Genomic DNA, 19449 nt, shown 5'->3' with positions numbered 1-19449 from the left:
AATAATATATACGGTTTTTAATTTAAATTACGCGTTAGGAGGTAAATATAATGAAGATGTATCGTTCTCATATTATGGTTTGTAAGGGAACAGGCTGTAACTCTTCAAGCTCGGAACTGATCGCACAGAATTTTGAAAAAGAGCTGAAAGAAAACGGCCTGGAAAATGAAGTTATAGTTGAGAGGACAGGATGCTTCGGCCTTTGTGCATTAGGCCCTGTTGTTATAGTATATCCTGAAGCTGCATTTTACAGTCAGATAAAGCCGGAGGATGTTCACGAAATCGTTACTGAGCATTTGCTGAAGGGCAGAGTTGTAAAAAGGCTTTTATATCATGAATCTATAGATGGGGACAGGCTAAAACCTTTAGATGAGGTTCCTTTCTATCAGAAACAGGTTAGAATTGCATTGAGAAACTGCGGTGTAATAAACCCCGAAAATATAGATGAATATATAGCATTTGACGGATATAAGGCTTTGACTAAAGCCCTCACAGAAATGAATTCAGAACAGGTAATAGATACTATTAAGCGTTCCGGATTAAGAGGAAGAGGCGGAGCCGGTTTCCCTACAGGTAACAAGTGGGAGTTTGCAGCTAAAGTAAAAGATGATCAGAAATATGTCTGTTGTAATGCCGACGAGGGAGACCCCGGTGCATTCATGGATAGATCAGTGCTTGAAGGAGATCCTCATGCGGTACTTGAAGCCATGGCAATTGCAGGTTTTGCAATAGGTGCAAGCCAGGGTTATATCTATGTACGTGCCGAATATCCAATAGCAGTTAAGAGGCTTACAATTGCCATAGGCCAGGCAAGGCAGTACGGCCTTTTAGGCAAGAATATATTAGGAACAGGTTTCGACTTTGATATAGAATTAAGGCTTGGTGCCGGAGCATTTGTATGCGGTGAGGAAACTGCTCTTATGCGTTCAATAGAAGGTAAGAGGGGTATGCCTACTCCAAGGCCTCCATTCCCGGCAGTTAAAGGATTGTTTGCTAAACCGACAATTCTTAATAACGTTGAAACACTTGCCAACGTATGCCAGATAATATTAAAAGGGGCGGAATGGTTCTCCAGTATGGGAACTGAAAAATCAAAGGGCACAAAAGTATTTGCCTTAGGCGGCAAGATAAATAACACCGGTCTTGTTGAAGTTCCGATGGGTACTACAATGAGAGAAATAATATATGATATAGGCGGCGGTATACCAAACGGAAGGCCTTATAAAGCAGCTCAGACAGGCGGACCTTCTGGTGGGTGTATACCCGCATCAGAAATAGATGTACCCATCGATTACGATAACCTTATAGCATTGGGCTCAATGATGGGTTCCGGGGGACTTATCGTAATGGACGATACAACTTGTATGGTTGATATTTCAAGGTTTTTCCTTGACTTTACTGTGGACGAGTCTTGCGGGAAATGTACACCTTGCCGTGAAGGTACAAAGAGAATGCTTGAAATATTAGAACGTATATGCGAAGGAAAGGGAGAAGAAGGAGATATAGAGAAGCTTGAAAGTCTCGCAAGGAGCATTAAAGATACAGCTTTATGCGGACTTGGACAGACTGCTCCAAATCCCATTCTTTCTACTTTGAAATATTTCAGGGATGAATATGAAGCCCATATCAGGGATAAAAAATGCCCGGCAGGGGTTTGTCAAGCACTTTTGGAATACAAAATCAGCGATGAGAAATGCAAAGGCTGCGGCATATGTGCTAAGAACTGCCCTGCAAGTGCAATATCCGGCAAGCCAAAGGAAACTTATTTAATAGATCAGGCAAAGTGTATAAAATGCGGAGTGTGTATGTCTAAGTGCCCATTCAAAGCTATTGCAAAGGAATAGGAGGGATAAAATGGCTGTTAAATTGGTTATCGATGGAATCAATGTAGAAGTACAGGACGGAACCACTATTTTGGAAGCAGCAAAAAGCGTAGGGATTAATATCCCCACCTTTTGCTATGATCCCTCTATGGAGATTTATGGCGGCTGCAGGATATGCGTTGTAGAAGTAGAGAGGGCAAGGACACTGGTTGCATCATGCACCATGCCGGTATCCGAAGGTATGGTTGTATATACAGAAAGTCCTAGGGTAGTTGAAGCAAGAAAGTCTATATTGACATTAATGCTTGCAAATCATCCTAATGATTGCCTTACCTGTGAAAAGGCCGGAGTTTGTAAGCTTCAGGAATATGCATACAGATATGAAGTGCGCTTTGGTGAGATAACAGGAGATAAACATTCCTATGAGATTGAGGATAATAATCCTTATATCGAAAGAGATATGAATAAATGCATTTTATGCGGAAAATGTGTTAGAACATGCAGCCAGGTGGAAGGAAGAAAGGTATTGGGCTTTATAAACAGGGGCTTCAATACAAAGGTATCTCCTGCCTTTGATGTAACTTATGCAGAATCTAACTGTGTTCACTGCTTTAGATGCGTATCCGTTTGCCCTGTAGGAGCACTTAAGGATAAAAGAGCTGCAGGTCAGGGAAGAAAGTGGGAGCTTGAGAAAAAAGAGGTTGACTGTACTTTCTGTGATTACGGCTGCAAATTTGAAGTAGGAAGCAAAAAAGGAAAAGTTGTATATGTGACTCCCAAAAATCCCGGAAACGGAAGGCCGCTGTGCTTGAAGGGAAAGATAGGAAACGAGCTTAAGCATGTTGATAATCCAAAGGCTCCATATATAAAGGAGGGCAATGAGTTTGTTGAAACGACTTGGCCGAAAGCCCTTGGATTAGAAGAGCTTATTGAAAAAATAGTTAATTCACAAGCGAGGTGATAACCTTGATTAAATTAGTAATAGACGGACAATCAGTGGAAGTGAGAGAAGGTGCTACAATACTAGAGGCCGCAAGGCTTTTAGGTATAGATGTTCCGACTCTTTGCAACGATGAACGTTTGGTTGCCCATGGTGCTTGCAGGATATGCGTCGTTGAAGTAGAAGGTGCAAGAACACTTATGACTTCCTGTACTGTGCCGGCAGCAAACGGCATGGTTGTGCGTACTGAGAGCCCAAGGGTTGCAGAGGCAAGAAAAGGCATACTTGAACTTATGATTGCCAATCATCCCCTTGATTGCTTGACCTGCGAGAAGTCTGGCGACTGCAAATTGCAGAATTACTGCTACAGGTACAATATAAAGGGCAGCAGTTTTACTAGAAATAAGAAGCAATATGATATAGACTACAGCAATCAATTCTATGTAAGCGACCAGAATAAATGCATTCTTTGCGGAAAATGCGTCAGGGTGTGCAATGAATTGCAGTGTACAGGTGCCATAGGTTTTGCAGGCAGAGGCGTAAACACACATGTGGCCTCACCCTTTGATGACAATCTGGATGCATCGGTCTGTGTATCCTGCGGTAACTGTGTGGCGGCTTGCCCTGTAGGAGCATTAGGTCCTAAAAAGAAAGAAAAATACAGACCGTGGGAAGTTAGAAAGGTTAAATCAACCTGTTCTTACTGCGGCGTAGGCTGTCAGGTGCAGCTTCTTGTTAAGGATGATAAGGTTGTAGGTGTGGAACCATATGACGGCGCACCTAACCACGGATTATTATGCGTAAAGGGAAGGTTTGCATACAATTTTATAAATCATCCTGCAAGACTTAAGACCCCTCTTATAAAAAGGGAGGATAAATTCGAGGAAGCTACCTGGGATGAAGCCTTAGGCTTAATTGCAGAGAAGCTTACATCAATTAAAGAAAAACACGATTCTGACAGCATCGCAGGACTGTCTTCTGCAAGATGTTCAAATGAGGATAACTATATCATGCAGAAGTTTATGAGAGGAGTTGTGGGCACTAATAATATCGACCATTGTGCCCGTCTCTGACATGCCACTACTGTTGCCGGTCTGGCAACAACATTTGGCAGCGGAGCCATGACTAACAGCATTGAAGAAATCGGAGATTCCGATTGTATATTCATAATAGGCTCCAATACTACGGAGAATCATCCCGTAATCGGTACCTATGTAAAGAGGGCAAAGCAAAAAGGCGCTAAGCTTATAGTTGCTGATCCAAGGGTAATTGAACTTGCAAACAAGGCGGAAGTATATATGCAGATGCTTCCCGGAACAAATGTGGCATTGCTCAATGGTATGATGCATGTAATCATTGATGAAAATCTCCAGGATAATGACTTTATCAGAGACAGGTGTGAAAACTACCATCAGCTGGTTGATATAGTAAAGGATTATACTCCTGAAAGAGTGGAAGAGATTACAGGTGTAAGTGCTGATTCCATAAGGAAAGCTGCAAGGCTTTATGCTACATCTGAAAAGGCAAGCATACTTTATGCTATGGGTATAACCCAGCATTCCACCGGAACTGATAACGTTTATTCCATTGCCAACCTTGCCATGCTATGCGGCAAGCTTGGAAAAGATGGCTGCGGCGTAAACCCTCTAAGAGGTCAGAACAACGTCCAGGGTGCCTGCGACTTAGGCGCTCTGCCAAACGTATTTACAGGATATCAGCCTGTAACATCAGCCCCTGTAGTAGAAAAGTTTGAAAAGGCATGGGGAGTAAAGCTTTCTGATAAGCCGGGATTGACTGTTTCAGAAATGATGAAGTCAGCTCATGAAGGCGGTATCAAAGCCTTGTATATAATGGGAGAAAATCCTATGGTTTCAGACCCGGATACAAAGCATGTAAAAGAATCATTGGAACACTTGGAACTGCTTGTAGTCCAGGATATTTTCCTTACTGAAACCGCTGAATTGGCAGATGTGGTGCTTCCTGCATCCAGCTTTGCTGAAAAAGACGGTACCTTCTCCAATACAGAAAGAAGGGTCCAGAGAATAAGAAAAGCAATACCCAATGTAGGAAATTCAAAAGCTGACTGGGAAATCATTGTTGATTTGATGAACAAAATGGGATATGAGAGCCATTATAACTCTGTATCTGAGATATTTGAGGAAATTGCTTCTCTTACTCCTTCATATGCAGGTATAACCTATGAAAGGATTGAAGAAACAGGCATTCAGTGGCCCTGCCCAACGCAGGACCATCCTGGTACAAAGGTTCTTCATAAGGAAAGCTTCTCAAGAGGAAAAGGTTTGTTCAAACCTGTAGCATTCCAGCCTGCAGTGGAATTGCCGGATGATGAATATCCTATCATTCTGACTACAGGAAGAAATCTTTATCATTATCATACGATGACTATGACGGGTAAAACAGAAGGATTAATGAATATTGCAGGCGAGAATTATATTGAAATTAATCCTATCAATGCCAGAAAGCTAGATATTGAAAGCGGAGATTTTGTTAAGGTTATTTCAAGAAGAGGGGCTGTTGAAGTAAAAGCCCTTGTAACAGAAATAGTAGATGAAAACGTTGTATTTATGCCATTCCACTATGCTATCGGCTCTGTAAATATGCTGACTAACAGCAATGCCCTTGATAATATTACTAAAGAGCCGGAACTTAAGGTAAGCACAGTAAGGCTTGAAAAAAGTGAAATAAAGAAGCCGAAAAGAGTGGAAAATGCATCATAGTTTAAACAAGTTTAAAGAGCTTAAGGTATAGAAACAATAAAAATGCCCATCATCAATAGATGATGGGCATTTTTAAAGGAGGTGTGAAGTGGATAAATTTGGAACTGCAATTATACTATGCGGCGGTAAAAGCAGCAGGATGGGTTTTGATAAAAGCACCATAAGGGTTGGAGGAAAGTTTTTAATTGAAAAAATAGCCCATGGACTTGAAAAAGTATTTAATGAGATAATAATGGTTGCAGAAAATAAGAATAAGTTCGGCAGCATACCTTATAGAGTAACGGAGGATTATATAAAGGGCTTTGGTCCGGCAGCAGGTATATATACAGGCTTGAATGAAGCTTCATCCTATTATACCTTTGTTATCGCATGTGACATGCCCTTTGTAAATATTGATTACATAAAGTATATGATGAATATAATTGAAAATCACAATCCGGATTGCGTCATTACAAGAAAGGGAAAATGGATTGAACCGCTTCATTCCTTTTATTCTAAGAAATTAATTGACAGCTTTAAAGAAAACATAGACAATAATCAGCTTCAATTATATAAAATATTAGAAAAACATGATGTTTATTATGTAGAAGAAGAAACAGCAAGAAAATTCAGCAAAGACCTTGATGTATTTATGAACCTTAATTATGCAAGTGACTTGGGCTGTATTAAAAATGCCTTTGATGAGGAGGTTTAAGATACGTGAAAGGCTATAAGGAATTGGATATAGAAAAATACGATATATCGGGAGAAAGGAATAATGTAAGTGATTTCATTGTTGAAGAATCTCCCCTTAATATATTTGTAAACAATATGTATTACATTACCTTGATGTGTACTCCCGTTGAAGTTGAGGAATTATGCATTGGATATCTTTTTTCGGAGGCAATAATAGAATCACAGGATGATATTGAAAACATTGAAATAAGCACTGAGGATATTGTGTTTATTAAACTAAAAAAAGATATTGTTCTAAGGGAAGATGCCACCAGAGTATTAGTGTCAGGCTGTGGGAAGGGCATGGCAGGAGCCAATATCATTACACAGAAGGATTTGCTTGAAGTAGATAGCACTGAAAAATTTGAAGCTGAATTTTTTTTAAAACATATGAAGGAATTCAGCAGTATGTCAGGCCTTTTTAAGCTTACGGGATGTGCTCATTCAAGCTGTGTTTGCGGAGAGAACGGCAATGAGCTTTTATCCGATGATATAGGAAGGCATAATGCTATTGATAAAACCATAGGAAAATGCATATTGAATAATGTGGATGTTAAAAAAAGAATGCTCTTTACCAGCGGAAGAGTATCCTCGGACTCGGTTATAAAGGCTATTAAAGCAGGTTTTCCCATACTAGCCTCCCATTCGGCGCCTACGTCACTGGCTGTTGAAATAGCCGCAAGGCTCAACCTTACATTGATTGGCTTTGTAAGAGGAAAAAGGATGAACATATACAGCCATCCTGAAAGAATAATATAAACATGCAAAAATTGAATTTTTATTATTGACTCTTGAAATAAAAGGTGCTAAAATATAAAAAATATTCATTAAGACTATGAAGGATGAAAGTAGTTATATAATAAAGACTGAAGAGAGCCGGTGGGTGGTGTAAACCGGTGTCTTATGTATAATGAAGTACCCTCCGGAGTTGCAAACCGAAGTAACAGTAGGCTTTGACGGATTCTTTCACCGTTAAAAGAAAGGAGATATCAGGTAATTCCTCGTATCTTAATAAGCAGGGCTTTTATTAGCCAATTTGGGTGGTACCGCGAGATAACCTCTCGTCCCTTTAAGGGATGTGAGGTTTTTTTATTTGTCTGAATTTATTTTAATTTATATTTATTTAGGAGGGAAAATAATGATAATTGTTATGGAAGCCAATGCAAGGGAGAAGGACATTGAAGAGGTAAAAAGAGTAATTATTAATGCCGGCCTGGATATTCATATATCAACCGGTACTGACAGAACCATATTGGGAGTGGTGGGGGATAAGAAAAAATTAGGCGGCAAGCCTCTTGAAATGATGCCCGGAGTGGAAAAAATAGTTCCCATAATGAACAGTTACAAACTTGCCAGCAGAACCTTTAAAAACGGGAATACCATAGTGAAGGTTGGAAATGTTGAAGTGGGGGGAGATGAAATCGTAATAATGGCAGGCCCCTGTGCAGTTGAGAGCAGAGAACAGCTTTTTGAAGTGGCAGAGGTTGTAAAAATAAGCGGTGCTCAGTTTTTAAGAGGCGGGGTATATAAGCCAAGGACGTCTCCATACTCCTTTAAAGGATTAAAAGAGCAGGGATTACTTCTGTTAGACGAGGTAAAAAGAGCAACAGGTCTAAAGATAGTTACCGAGGTCATGAGTACGGAAAATTTGGAAGCAGTGGCACAATATTCAGACGTATTGCAGATAGGGGCAAGAAACATGCAGAATTTCAACCTCCTTGAGGAAGTAGGCAAGATTAAAAAGCCGGTGCTTTTAAAGAGAGGTCTATCCTCAACAATAGAAGAATGGCTGAACGCAGCGGAATACATCATGTGTGAAGGCAATTATGATGTAATATTATGTGAAAGAGGTATAAGAACCTTTGAGACAGCCACCAGAAATACATTGGATTTAAGTGCAATTCCTGTTATAAAAGAGAACAGCCATCTTCCCATTATTATAGACCCAAGCCACGGCACCGGTGTATGGAAATATGTGTGCGCCATGTCAAAGGCTGCAGTTGCTGCAGGTGCCGACGGACTTATGATAGAGGTTCACCCTAATCCTCTTGAAGCATTATCAGACGGTGCCCAATCATTAAGACCTGACAAATATAATGCCTTAGCACGGGAAATTAAAGTATTGGCAGAAGTTTGTGGGAGAAAATTCAATGGGGATTAAAAAGATTACCGTCATTGGAGCCGGGCTTATCGGAGGTTCCCTTATAAAAGCTTTTTTAAGCACAGGGGAATTTGATGTGACATGTGTCGATAATGATGAAGATAACCTTAAGCTTGCGCTGAATGACGGAGCAAAAGTTATAAGTATTGAGAATATTAAAGAGGCGGTATTTGATTGCGATTTAATATTTGTCTGTACACCTGTAATGGATATGCTAAACATTATAAAGGATGTCATTTCCGGGGTTAAAAAAGGCTGTATTATTTCGGATGCCGGAAGCACAAAGGGCTGGATTATGAAAAATTTAGCCCCGTATATAAAAGAGGATGTATATTTCATAGGGGGGCACCCTATGGCAGGAAGCGAAAAATCCGGTTATATAAATGCAAGCGCCAATATGTTTAAAGGAGCTAGCTATATATTGATACCCAGGATGGGAGTTCCTGAAGGAAAGGTAAAGGCCCTTGAAGAGGTAATATCAAAGACAGGAGCTTTAACAGTTATCCAGGATGAATTTACTCATGATAAATGGACGGCTTCTTTAAGCCATCTGCCCTATATTGTATCCATATGCCTCTCTTCTTCCATTGACAGAGGAGGATATGAAGATGATATATTAAAGATGTCCGCAGGCTCACTCAGGGACATGACTAGAGTATCCGATTCTTCCTTGAATATGTGGAGAGATATATGCGCCACTAATAAAGAGCAAATAATGGCCAATCTTTCGAAATTCAGAGAAGAGCTGGATTGCTTCACCCAAATTTTAGAGCAGGGTGAGCTTAAGGATATAGAAAATTATATAGTAAAAGCCAAGGATTTCAGGCAGAGGTTGGCACGAATTAAAGGGTATTAATGAATGGGGCCGGCTTATAAAAAGGACGGTTTATAAAGTAGCATATGCATAGGATATATGGAAAGAATAGAACATTTTAAAGCATTTATACGTCTATATATGTAAATTTCACTATTACACTTATTATCGTTTTTATTTTGCAAAACCTATGTGATAAGTGTATAATTGTTAAGTGTTGAACATTTACTATATATAGAAAGGAAATAAGCAATGTCTGAAGATAACAGAAGTCAAAGAAGCAGAAAAGCTAAGAAGAAAAGAAAAGTAACCAAATTAGGCATATTGGTTTTGGGTATTATCCTTATACCTGCAATTATATATGTATCTAATTTGCTGTATATATTGTATTTTGCCCCTACGCCTACCTTTGTTGATGATCCTATAGATGTTGTCGATGGAGAAAAAGTGGACATCCCTGAGGTGGAATCATCAGGGATTGACAATATAGTATTGTTCGGTGTGGATTCCAGGGAAGCCGGGGATCATGGCAGGACGGATTCTATCATAATAGCTTCCATCAATAAGGATTCCAAAGTGATTAAACTTACATCCATCATGAGAGATTTATATGTGGAAATACCATCAAAGAATAAGCATATGGACAGGATAAATTCTGCATATTCAATAGGAGGACCTGAATTAGCCTTAAAAACCATAAATGACAATTTCGGTTTGGATATAAAATATTATGCAATCATAGATTTTAAAGCCTTTCAGGAACTGGTCGACCAGGTTGGTGGAATAGAAGTTGAAGTAAAGGATTATGAAGTAAATGAAATAAATCATTTCATAACTGAGATAAACGGAAAAGATTCAACCTTGCTTAAAAAAGCAGGATTTCAGCATATAAACGGCCAGCAAGCCTTATCCTATGCAAGGATAAGAAAGGTAGGTAACGGGGATTACGAGAGGACTGAGAGGCAGAGAATAGTTTTAAAAGCTTTAGCAGAAAAAGCTAAGCAGACCAACATTTTAAAAATGCCTCAGCTTCTGACCACCTTGGCATCATATATACAAACCAATATACCTATGTCGAAAATAGTGAGCTTAGGAGTTACGGCATACGGCTTTGACGGAGGCATGCAGACTATGCGTGTTCCCATAGACGGGTATTTTAACGATCAGAATGTAAATGGTGCTGCAGTTCTTGTGCCAGATATAAAATCAACGGCACAATTATTAAAGGAGTTTATATATGATGTAACACTTACCGGCAATAAGGATGTGCCAAGCTACATGCAGAATAATTTCCACATGGATGACACAGTTGTAGTAGCATCAAAACCCAAAGCTAATATTCCGGATTACAGAACACCGGAAATATCCATGAAAAGCGAAGATGAACTGGAAGCTACGCTCCCCACGCCGATCAGTCCTGATGTTTCACAGCCGGATTCACCTGGAGAAGATGAGGAAGACAATACCAATAACCCTACGGTAACGCCGACAAAAAAACCAGGACAGACTCCCACTCCGCCGAAAACATCACCGGGGGCGACTCCTACACCGTCAACGTCACCAACCCCGACACCAACGGGAATAAAGGAACCCACCCCAACAGGCAGTTATCTGCCCACGCCACCGCCGGCTGATGCAACAAAATCGGCTACACCATAAGATGAATAATATCAATGCTGTTGATGATAAAAAATTCAACAGCATTTTTTTACTTGATTAGTAATGTAAATGAGTTATAATAATAAAATATGAAAGAAGGGAATTTGAATTTTTCATTTTTTAATAAAAGAAATTGATTATTTTACATAGAAATTGTTAATGAAATAACATGTGAAATTCAGTTAATTTCTGAAAATCCCGTCATTTTCAAGGTTTTCATTTCTAATAATAAATCTGATATGTCTAAATTTTCAGTCAATTTATATTTTCTAAATTGTATGACTTTTTGATTTTATTGAATTTTAAAAAAATACTGCTTGCATAATACGTCGAGCTATGCTAAATTATTATTATTAATTAGTAGCCTAGCTTAATTTATAATGACAAATTAATTATGTTGATAAGAGGCTAACTAGGGTTCCGATGGTTTCATGCTGGTCCAAGCGTTAGCAAACATACTGAGGAAGGTATGTTACACCGTTAGTACAAAAGGCTCGGCGGGAGGTCTTATCCTTAGATGGACAAGGCCCCCCTACGAGTTTTTTTATTAAACTTGTTGACATAATGTGTCATTATATGTAAAGGTAAACACTGTGGGGGTGATTTGATAAGCTAATATGCAACGATTAAGAGAAAAGAATGTGAATAATTCAATTGATGGAGGAGTTAAAATGAGAAAGAAGAGTTCAATTTTATTGTCATTTATGCTAGTTTTAGCTTTAGTTTTAACTGCTTGCTCAGGACAGGGCGGCAGTAACAACAATAATCCTACTACAGCACCAACAGGCGGTGCTAGTGCAGGGTTAGGCGCAGAAGTAAAAATAGGTGCAGTTCTTCCTATGACAGGTGACGTTGCTACATTCGGTAAGTCATCAAAGCAAGGTTTAGACCTTCTTATAGAACAGTATAATGCAAATGGCGGAATAAACGGCAGCAAAATAGTTTTAGTAGTTGAGGACGACGAAAATAAACCGGAATCAGGCGTTGCAGCGCTGCAGAAGCTTATCAACAATGATAAAGTTGTTGGTGTAGTAGGTTCAGTAGCAAGTAAAGTAACTCTCGCTATGGCTCCAGTTGCAACACAGAGCAAAGTTCCTATGGTTTCAAGCTCGTCAACAAATCCCGGAGTTACTGCATTAGCAGGAAATGAATATGCATTCAGAGCATGCTTTATAGACCCGTTTCAGGGAACAGTTATAGCTAAGTTTGCATCTGAAACTCTTAAAGCCAAGACTGCTGCTGTACTTTATGACGTAGCAAACGACTACACGGTTGGTCTTGCTGAATTCTTCACAGCTGCTTTTGAAGCTGCCGGCGGTAAAGTCGTCTCATCACAAAGCTATAACACCGGTGACACTGACTTCAATGCACAGCTTACAACAATCAAACCTTTAAATCCCGATGTATTGATTTTAACTGACTACTATCAGACAGTAGGACTTATTGCTAAACAGGCAAGAAATCTTGGTATAACCGGTACATTCTTAGGCGGGGACGGCTGGGATTCACCAGACCTCGTAACTATAGCCGGTGATTCAATTGAAGGCGGATATTTCAGCAATCACTATTCATCAGAGGATACTTCACCTGAAGTAACTCAGTTCCTTAATGATTACAAAGCTAAATATAACGAAACTCCTGATGCTCTTGCAGCTCTTGCATATGATGCAGGAAAAATGCTTTTAGAAGCAATTAAGAAAGCTAACTCAACAGACGGTGCTGCAATAGTTGAAGCATTAAAAGCAACTGATATGACTTCCGTAACAGGAACAATCAAGCTTGATGAAAACAGAAACCCTGTTAAACCTGCTGTTATGATTCAGATTAAAGACGGCAAACAGGCTTTCGCATCCAAGGTTAATCCGTAGCCCCCAATTAATTAATTGTTACCACTTCCCGGAGGAGATTCTTCCTCCTTCTCCGGGGGCTGTGGTATAACCCGTACTTGAAGAATAGGAGATGAGGATGATGGTATTTCTACAGCAAACTATAAACGGTATTGCTCTTGGAAGCGTATATGCGCTAATCGCTCTGGGATACACAATGGTTTATGGTATAGTGCAGTTAATAAATTTTGCCCATGGCGATATTTACATGGTAGGAGCATATGCTGCTTTTTTTGCTGCTGGGGCATTGAAATTGCCTTTTTTACCCGTACTTTTAATAGCAATGGCTACCAGTGCTATTTTAGGTCTAACAATTGAAAAACTTGCATACAGGCCCATAAGGACAGCACCTAAAGTAACAAACCTTATTACAGCTATAGGTGTTTCTTTGCTTATTGAGAATCTTGTAAGAATTTTCATAGGTCCAAATCCAAGGAGCTTCCCTGAGTTGATTAAAGTTCAGATTATTAATATAGGAAGCTTACAGATAAATAACTTACAGATAGTAGTTTTTTCTGTTTCTGTAATACTGATGCTGATACTGCAGTTTATAGTCCACAAAACAAAAGTTGGAAAGGCTATGAGAGCAGTCTCCCAGGATAAGGACGCAGCAAAGCTGATGGGGATAAACATCGACAGGACAATATCCTACACCTTTGCCATAGGTTCTTCATTAGCTGCCGTGGCAGGTGTACTGGTTGGTATAGTATATCAGAGAATTGACCCTCTTATGGGAGTAATGTCAGGGTTAAAAGCATTTATAGCCGCTGTCTTAGGAGGTATAGGTATAATACCTGGTGCCATGGCCGGCGGATTTTTAATGGGTATAGCCGAAACATTGACTAAGGGTTATATATCTACACAACTTTCTGATGCCATAGCTTTCGCAATATTAATTATAATACTTCTTGTAAAACCGTCAGGATTGATGGGCAAGAAGACCAGCGAGAAAGTGTAGGTGACAAAATTGAAAGAGAGAACAAAATATTTAATCGTTATAGGGATTGCGGTATTAGTATATTTAGTGCTGGCAAATCTTATGCGTTATCAGGTATTAAATAATTATCATATACAGATTATCACCTTTGCCGGTATAAACATCATATTGGCAGTAAGCTTAAACCTTATAAACGGTATAACAGGGCAGCTGTCATTAGGACATGCTGGTTTTATGTCCGTAGGAGGCTATGTGGCTTCAGTTGCATCAATCAAGATGGGTATTCCTTTTTTGCCTGCCTTAATTTTAGGCGGAATTGCAGCTGCAATTGTAGGCTGCCTTATAGGCTTCCCGACATTGAGACTGAAAGGTGATTATCTTGCTATAACAACCTTAGGTTTTGGTGAAATAATAAGGGTTTTATTTGTTAATATTGAATATGTTGGCGGTGCAAGGGGTCTTATGGGCATTCCCAAAAAGACTACATTTGATATTGTATATTTACTGGCGGTTGTTACCGTATTGGTTGTAATAAATATTATAAATTCAACTCATGGAAGAGCTCTAAAGTCCATAAGAGAGGATGAAATAGCCGCAGAAGCCATGGGAATAAATACTACAAAATATAAAGTTATGGCATTTACCGTAGCTGCTGCTTTTGCCGGAATAGCAGGAGGATTATATGCTCATTACATTATGTATATCAACCCGAAATCCTTTGATTTTTTAAAGTCCATTGATATTGTAATAATGGTAGTTATGGGCGGTATGGGCAGTATCATTGGTTCTATATTCTCTTCAATAGTACTGACAATTTTACCTGAAGCCCTCAGACAGTTCAGTGATTACAGAATGGTTATTTATTCTCTGGCACTAATTCTAGTTATGATTTACAGACCTTCTGGCCTTTTGGGAACAAAAGAACTTTCTATCTCAGGTGCTGCAAAAAGATTGAAAAAATTATTCGGCAAGGAAAGGGGGGTTAAAGATGGAACTTCTAAGAGTTGATAATCTATCCATATTATTCGGAGGCTTAAAAGCTGTTTCTGAATTTAATCTTACCCTTGAAAAAAATGAGATACATGGGCTTATAGGACCTAACGGCTCAGGTAAAACTACATGCTTTAATATGTTAACCGGCGTGTATCAGCCTACTACAGGTGAAATTAAACTTGACGGTAAAAGTCTTGTAGGGCATAAACCCTATGAAATAACAAAGATGGGTGTTGCAAGGACTTTCCAGAACATCAGGCTTTTTAAAGATTTAACAGTACTTGATAACGTAAGGCTGTCTTATCATTTCAGAGCTAAAAACGGACTTATTTCAAGCATTTTGAGGCTTCCATTATACTACAAGGAAGAAAAGCAGATTGAAAAGAATGCCATGGAGCTCCTTGAAATATTCGGCTTACATGAAAATGCAGCTGATTTGGCTAAGAACTTACCTTACGGAAAGCAGAGGAGGTTGGAAATTGCAAGGGCATTGGCTACCAGCCCAAGACTGCTGCTTCTTGACGAACCGGCTGCAGGTATGAATCCGCAGGAAACTATGGATTTGATGGAAACAATTAAATTCGTCAAGGAAAAATTCGATTTATCTGTTTTATTGATAGAACACGATATGAAATTTGTTATGAATATATGCGAAAAAATAATAGTTCTTGACCATGGTCAGACTATAGCCAGGGGAGTACCTGATGAAATAAAGAGGAATCCTAAGGTTATAGAAGCATATATCGGCGAGGAGGTCTCTGTAAGTGCTTGATGTAAAAGACATTAACGTTTATTATGGCAATATCCATGCCATTAAAGGCATAAGCTTTTCAGTAAAAGAAAAAGAAGTTGTAACACTTATAGGTGCAAACGGAGCAGGTAAAACAACTACAATCAGAGCTGTTTCCTCATTGGAAAAGGTAGCCAGTGGAGAAATTACTTATAAAGGAAAAGATATAACCAATGCAGAAGCCAGTTCCATAGTTGCGATGGGCCTATGTCAGGTTCCAGAAGGGAGAAGAATTTTTCCGAGGATGAGTGTAAGAGAAAACCTTGAACTGGGAGCTTACCTTAGAAAAGATGTTGAAAAGATAAGAAGAGATTACGAATTGGTATATGAAAAATTTCCAAGATTGAAGGAAAGAATAAATCAGATTGCCGGAACATTATCCGGAGGAGAACAGCAAATGCTAGCTATTGGAAGAGCATTGATGTCAAATCCTGAGCTTCTTTTATTGGATGAACCGTCAATGGGCTTATCACCTCTTCTCGTAAAGGAAATATTCAAAATCATAAAAGAGATAAATGAGGAAGGAAGAACAGTTCTTCTTGTAGAACAGAATGCCCATATGGCACTTTCGATTGCTAACAGAGCCTATGTTTTAGAAACCGGCTCAATAGTTCTTGAAGGCGATGCCAAAGAAGTTATGGAAAATGAAGATGTAAAAAAAGCATATCTTGGGGACTAAAAAAGATACCGTGCACATTCAATATGTGCTCGGTATCTTTTTACCCTTTTTTGCTATAAATAAAAATAGCATGACAGGACAAGGATACATATGGTAACATAAATTAGTGTGCTCTTACATCTATATATTTAAAGGAGGAAAATACATGGCAAATCCAGTTGCTACAATAATTATGGAGAACGGTGATGCTATTAAAATAGAACTTTATCCTGATATAGCACCTAATACCGTCAATAATTTCATTTCCCTTATTAAGAAAAATTTTTATAACGGAGTTATATTCCACAGGGTTATCCCGGGATTTATGATTCAGGGGGGAGATCCTGAAGGCATTGGAATAGGAGGTCCCGGATATACTATTCCGGGAGAATTTAATGCTAACGGCTTTACTAATACATTAAAACATGAGCGCGGAGTTATATCCATGGCACGTTCAGGACATCCTGATTCTGCAGGCTCCCAATTCTTCATAATGGTGGATGATGCTCCTCATCTAGACGGCCAATATGCATCCTTCGGAAAGGTAATCCAAGGGATGGACGCCGTTGATAAAATAGTATCGGTCCAGACAGACAGAAGGGATACACCCGTGGATGAGCAAAAAATGAAAGAAGTAACTATAGAGCTTTTTGGGATTGAATATAAAGAACCTGAGATATCATAGTAAAAAACCCGCTGAGATAAAATTAAGTCAGCGGGTTCTGCTATACAGGGTATTTATTTAATATATCAAGAGGGTTTATATCGCTTAAAAGCAATTCTATCATAACAGTTTTGCATATTTTATAATGTTTATATAAGCTGATTGAGGGCTCAAGGCTTCCGTATATTACCCACCCTAAATTGCAAAGCTTTGGAAGGGGAATATAACCGGTAAAACCCATTACATCTTTAAGAGGTATGCCTAAAAATATACCCATTTCGTGAGGGAGGCCAATCTTGAATTTTTCTTTAAGTATTAACAGCTTTTCATCTAATGAAAGGTTTAAATCATAACCTAATGAACCCAGAAAAAATTGTGATTGGCCGTCATTAAGCTTAAGGTTTAATTTATCCTCATCATATAACAGCATAACAGTAAAACTCTCACCGGCATAAAGCTCATAGAAAGTGAGCTTCGAATTATTAATTACGATTTCCTTATGCCTGTTCCACAGTTCTAAAGTATTGCTCTTATGCATGCTGCTGAAGGTAATTGTACAGGCAGGTTTGGTTCCTAAAAGAACTGCACAGCTGTTTAATACGATAATCTGGGCTAAGTGATTGATACTGTCATCCAATTCAGTTGTAAGGAATAAAAGCTTGTGGAATATATCATAATTATCGAGTGACATATAAACCTCTCAAAACTTTTAATTTGGTTTTCAGGATATAAAATTTTACTGACTATACAATAAGAATATTGTTATTTTACCAAATTTAAAATAAACTATTACATTAGATAGATAATTTGACAATAATAAAAATATAGCAGTTATTTAAGCGCAAGGAGAATTAAAATGAAGATATATGCAATTAGTGATCTTCATCTTTCAAAGTCTGATCCAAAGCCCATGAATATATTCGGAAACGCATGGACTGATCATTGGCATAAGATAAGGTATGATTGGAGAAATAAAGTAAATACTGATGATGTAGTCCTCATACCTGGTGATATATCATGGGCTATCACACTCGAAGGCGCATTGCCGGATTTACTGGAGATTGGAGAGCTTCCGGGAAAAAAGATATTGATCAAAGGAAACCATGATTATTGGTGGGAATCACCCACCAAGATAAGAAATATCCTCTCTCATAATATGTTTATAATACAAAATGATTTTATTGATATTGGTGAATATAATGTTTGCGGTACAAGGGGGTGGCTCCTCCCTGAAGATGACAGGTTTAAAAAAGATGATGAGAAGATTTATAAAAGAGAGCTTTTGAGGCTCGAAATGTCTCTTAATAAGGCAGTTAAGGCTTCAGATAAACCTATTATAGTTATGATACATTACCCGCCGGTAAATGAGAAAAACAGTATATCGGAATTCGTTCATATAATGAAGAGGTTCGATGTATTGGCATGTGTATACGGGCATCTTCATGGAGAAAGTCTTAAAAACACAATGGAAGGAAGTATCGAAGGCATTGATTTCTATAACGTGTCCTGCGATTATCTGGACTTTTCCCTAAAAGGCATAACTCCCGTAAAGAGAAATAGGATAATATAAATTTATATATAAGAGAGGGATAAAATGCCAGATATATTTACCCATGTTGCTAACGGAAAAGAGAGTATAAAAAGGCTTAATATAATGGAAGACGGATATTGCATACAGCCTCAGAATATATTTTTCTTGGGGTGTATGGGACCTGATATTTTTTTATACCACAATTTTTATCCCTGGAAGGCTAATAGAACAGTAAATGAATTGGGAGATGAAATGCACACAAAAAACTGCGGAGATTTCATAGTAAGCGCATTTGAATATATTAAAAATGAGGATTTAGATGAAAAAGAAATACTTGATGATATGAGAGTGTTATATTTTCTTGGCTATATCTGCCATTATGCAGCGGACAGAATAGCCCACCCATTTGTTTTCAGCAGGTCGGGAGTGTACGATGAAAACAATCCCGACACATATAAGCTAAAACATGCACACAAAATTATGGAATTATCTATAGACTATCATTTAGCAAGAAGGTTATACGGACTGGACGTAAACAAGGTTAAAATGCATGAGCTTTTAGATGTGGGAGAAACTATGCCGAAAGGCATTGTATATATATACAGAAAGATATTAAATGGATATTTTGGGAATATAGTTTCAAAGTTATCCGGCGATTACATCAATGAATCCTATAGGGCAATAAAAAGTGCATGGAAAATTTTCTATGACCCTATTTTTATAAAAAGGTATACCATGAAAGTATTAGGCTATGGGGATTATTTTTATCCTACAAATCCTAATTTAAGAGATTATATGAATGAAAAGGGAAGAGATTGGCCTCACCCCTGTGATTTTAGAAATACAAGCCGTGAGGATTTTTATACAATATTTGAAAGGACAGTTGAGCTTGCAGCCGATATGTTGAAGTCAGCCATTGATTATTTATACAAAAAAAGAGATATTAATAAATTCAAAGAGAGTATAGGAAATTTTTCCTTTCTCACAAATACTGATATAAGCCAAAATGAGCAAAGGATGATTTGCTTTAATAATATATTTGATTAAAAAGATGAATAAATATAAATAAATTTATTTAGAAATCAAAGGAGATTAGAGGAGATTAGAGAACTTTAAAGGAAGGCGGGACTTATTTTGTTAG

At 38.4% G+C, this 19449-nt stretch carries 17 protein-coding genes and 1 other annotated feature; of the genes, 16 read left to right on the top strand and 1 reads right to left on the bottom strand.

Annotated features, from left to right (window positions below; all coding sequences use genetic code 11):
* Window positions 1–50 precede the first annotated feature (50 nt).
* The 14 genes from nuoF to OXPF_RS11040 all read left to right on the top strand — a co-directional run bounded on the left by nuoF (window position 51) and on the right by OXPF_RS11040 (window position 16798).
* Window positions 51–1844, top strand: coding sequence for an NADH-quinone oxidoreductase subunit NuoF (nuoF, locus tag OXPF_RS11110; protein WP_054875279.1), 1794 nt, complete (start codon window positions 51–53; stop codon window positions 1842–1844).
* Between the two features lie 10 nt (window positions 1845–1854).
* On the top strand, window positions 1855–2784 hold the full coding sequence (locus tag OXPF_RS11105; protein WP_054875278.1) for an NADH-quinone oxidoreductase subunit G: 930 nt from the start codon (window positions 1855–1857) through the stop codon (window positions 2782–2784).
* The gene (gene fdhF / locus OXPF_RS21810) at window positions 2784–5501 is read left to right on the top strand and encodes a formate dehydrogenase subunit alpha (RefSeq protein ID WP_201779719.1); all 2718 of its coding nucleotides are present in this window, start codon (window positions 2784–2786) and stop codon (window positions 5499–5501) included. The genes OXPF_RS11105 and fdhF overlap by 1 nt, the downstream gene beginning before the upstream one ends.
* 88 nt (window positions 5502–5589) lie before the next feature.
* Window positions 5590–6195 (top strand): molybdenum cofactor guanylyltransferase, encoded by a 606-nt coding sequence (mobA, locus tag OXPF_RS11090; protein ID WP_054875275.1) that lies wholly within the window; start codon window positions 5590–5592, stop codon window positions 6193–6195.
* Between the two features lie 5 nt (window positions 6196–6200).
* Window positions 6201–6974 (top strand): formate dehydrogenase accessory sulfurtransferase FdhD, encoded by a 774-nt coding sequence (gene fdhD / locus OXPF_RS11085; protein ID WP_054875274.1) that lies wholly within the window; start codon window positions 6201–6203, stop codon window positions 6972–6974.
* 67 nt (window positions 6975–7041) lie between these two features.
* Window positions 7042–7287: a binding site (T-box leader), on the top strand.
* A 66-nt stretch (window positions 7288–7353) separates the two neighbouring features.
* A complete protein-coding gene (aroF, locus tag OXPF_RS11080; RefSeq protein WP_054875273.1) occupies window positions 7354–8376 on the top strand; it encodes a 3-deoxy-7-phosphoheptulonate synthase in 1023 nt (340 codons plus the stop codon).
* Window positions 8366–9232, top strand: a complete 867-nt coding sequence (locus OXPF_RS11075) for a prephenate dehydrogenase (RefSeq protein ID WP_054875272.1) — start codon at window positions 8366–8368, stop codon at window positions 9230–9232. Before aroF ends, OXPF_RS11075 begins: the two co-directional genes overlap by 11 nt.
* Before the next feature lie 210 nt (window positions 9233–9442).
* Window positions 9443–10849, top strand: coding sequence for an LCP family protein (locus OXPF_RS11070; RefSeq protein ID WP_054875271.1), 1407 nt, complete (start codon window positions 9443–9445; stop codon window positions 10847–10849).
* A 671-nt stretch (window positions 10850–11520) separates the two neighbouring features.
* A complete protein-coding gene (locus tag OXPF_RS11065) occupies window positions 11521–12717 on the top strand; it encodes an ABC transporter substrate-binding protein (RefSeq protein WP_054875270.1) in 1197 nt (398 codons plus the stop codon).
* Between the two features lie 97 nt (window positions 12718–12814).
* The gene (locus tag OXPF_RS11060) at window positions 12815–13693 is read left to right on the top strand and encodes a branched-chain amino acid ABC transporter permease (RefSeq protein WP_201779714.1); all 879 of its coding nucleotides are present in this window, start codon (window positions 12815–12817) and stop codon (window positions 13691–13693) included.
* Window positions 13694–14680, top strand: a complete 987-nt coding sequence (locus tag OXPF_RS11055) for a branched-chain amino acid ABC transporter permease (protein ID WP_423230580.1) — start codon at window positions 13694–13696, stop codon at window positions 14678–14680. It abuts the gene before it with no gap.
* Window positions 14661–15437, top strand: coding sequence for an ABC transporter ATP-binding protein (locus OXPF_RS11050; protein WP_054875268.1), 777 nt, complete (start codon window positions 14661–14663; stop codon window positions 15435–15437). The genes OXPF_RS11055 and OXPF_RS11050 overlap by 20 nt, the downstream gene beginning before the upstream one ends.
* Entirely contained in the window at window positions 15430–16134 is a 705-nt protein-coding gene (locus OXPF_RS11045) for an ABC transporter ATP-binding protein (protein WP_054875267.1), read from the top strand. Before OXPF_RS11050 ends, OXPF_RS11045 begins: the two co-directional genes overlap by 8 nt.
* Window positions 16135–16279: 145 nt before the next feature.
* On the top strand, window positions 16280–16798 hold the full coding sequence (locus OXPF_RS11040; RefSeq protein ID WP_054875266.1) for a peptidylprolyl isomerase: 519 nt from the start codon (window positions 16280–16282) through the stop codon (window positions 16796–16798).
* A 40-nt stretch (window positions 16799–16838) separates the two neighbouring features.
* On the opposite strand, the gene OXPF_RS11035 is transcribed toward OXPF_RS11040, so the two are convergent.
* On the bottom strand, window positions 16839–17468 hold the full coding sequence (locus OXPF_RS11035; RefSeq protein ID WP_054875265.1) for a DUF3793 family protein: 630 nt from the start codon (window positions 17466–17468) through the stop codon (window positions 16839–16841).
* Between the two features lie 165 nt (window positions 17469–17633).
* Here OXPF_RS11035 and OXPF_RS11030 point away from each other — a divergent pair, with 165 nt between their 5' ends.
* Window positions 17634–18347, top strand: a complete 714-nt coding sequence (locus OXPF_RS11030; RefSeq protein ID WP_054875264.1) for a metallophosphoesterase — start codon at window positions 17634–17636, stop codon at window positions 18345–18347.
* Window positions 18348–18371: 24 nt separating this feature from the next.
* The gene (locus tag OXPF_RS11025) at window positions 18372–19355 is read left to right on the top strand and encodes a zinc dependent phospholipase C family protein (protein ID WP_054875263.1); all 984 of its coding nucleotides are present in this window, start codon (window positions 18372–18374) and stop codon (window positions 19353–19355) included.
* Window positions 19356–19449 lie beyond the last annotated feature (94 nt).

The sequence above is a fragment of the Oxobacter pfennigii genome (assembly GCF_001317355.1).
Classification (GTDB): domain Bacteria; phylum Bacillota; class Clostridia; order Clostridiales; family Oxobacteraceae; genus Oxobacter; species Oxobacter pfennigii.
This window is presented reverse-complemented; position numbering and strand designations above follow the sequence as displayed.

Bases quoted from the DNA above. Each gene is read 5' to 3' on its own strand.
- OXPF_RS11025 (WP_054875263.1), top strand. From the start codon at position 18,372: ATGCCAGATATATTTACCCATGTTGCTAACGGAAAAGAGAGTATAAAA.
- OXPF_RS11030 (WP_054875264.1), top strand. From the start codon at position 17,634: ATGAAGATATATGCAATTAGTGATCTTCATCTTTCAAAGTCTGATCCA.
- OXPF_RS11105 (WP_054875278.1), top strand. From the start codon at position 1,855: ATGGCTGTTAAATTGGTTATCGATGGAATCAATGTAGAAGTACAGGAC.
- OXPF_RS11060 (WP_201779714.1), top strand. From the start codon at position 12,815: ATGATGGTATTTCTACAGCAAACTATAAACGGTATTGCTCTTGGAAGC.
- OXPF_RS11040 (WP_054875266.1), top strand. From the start codon at position 16,280: ATGGCAAATCCAGTTGCTACAATAATTATGGAGAACGGTGATGCTATT.
- OXPF_RS11050 (WP_054875268.1), top strand. From the start codon at position 14,661: ATGGAACTTCTAAGAGTTGATAATCTATCCATATTATTCGGAGGCTTA.
- OXPF_RS11035 (WP_054875265.1), bottom strand. From the start codon at position 17,468: ATGTCACTCGATAATTATGATATATTCCACAAGCTTTTATTCCTTACA.
- OXPF_RS11065 (WP_054875270.1), top strand. From the start codon at position 11,521: ATGAGAAAGAAGAGTTCAATTTTATTGTCATTTATGCTAGTTTTAGCT.
- aroF (WP_054875273.1), top strand. From the start codon at position 7,354: ATGATAATTGTTATGGAAGCCAATGCAAGGGAGAAGGACATTGAAGAG.
- nuoF (WP_054875279.1), top strand. From the start codon at position 51: ATGAAGATGTATCGTTCTCATATTATGGTTTGTAAGGGAACAGGCTGT.
- OXPF_RS11070 (WP_054875271.1), top strand. From the start codon at position 9,443: ATGTCTGAAGATAACAGAAGTCAAAGAAGCAGAAAAGCTAAGAAGAAA.
- OXPF_RS11075 (WP_054875272.1), top strand. From the start codon at position 8,366: ATGGGGATTAAAAAGATTACCGTCATTGGAGCCGGGCTTATCGGAGGT.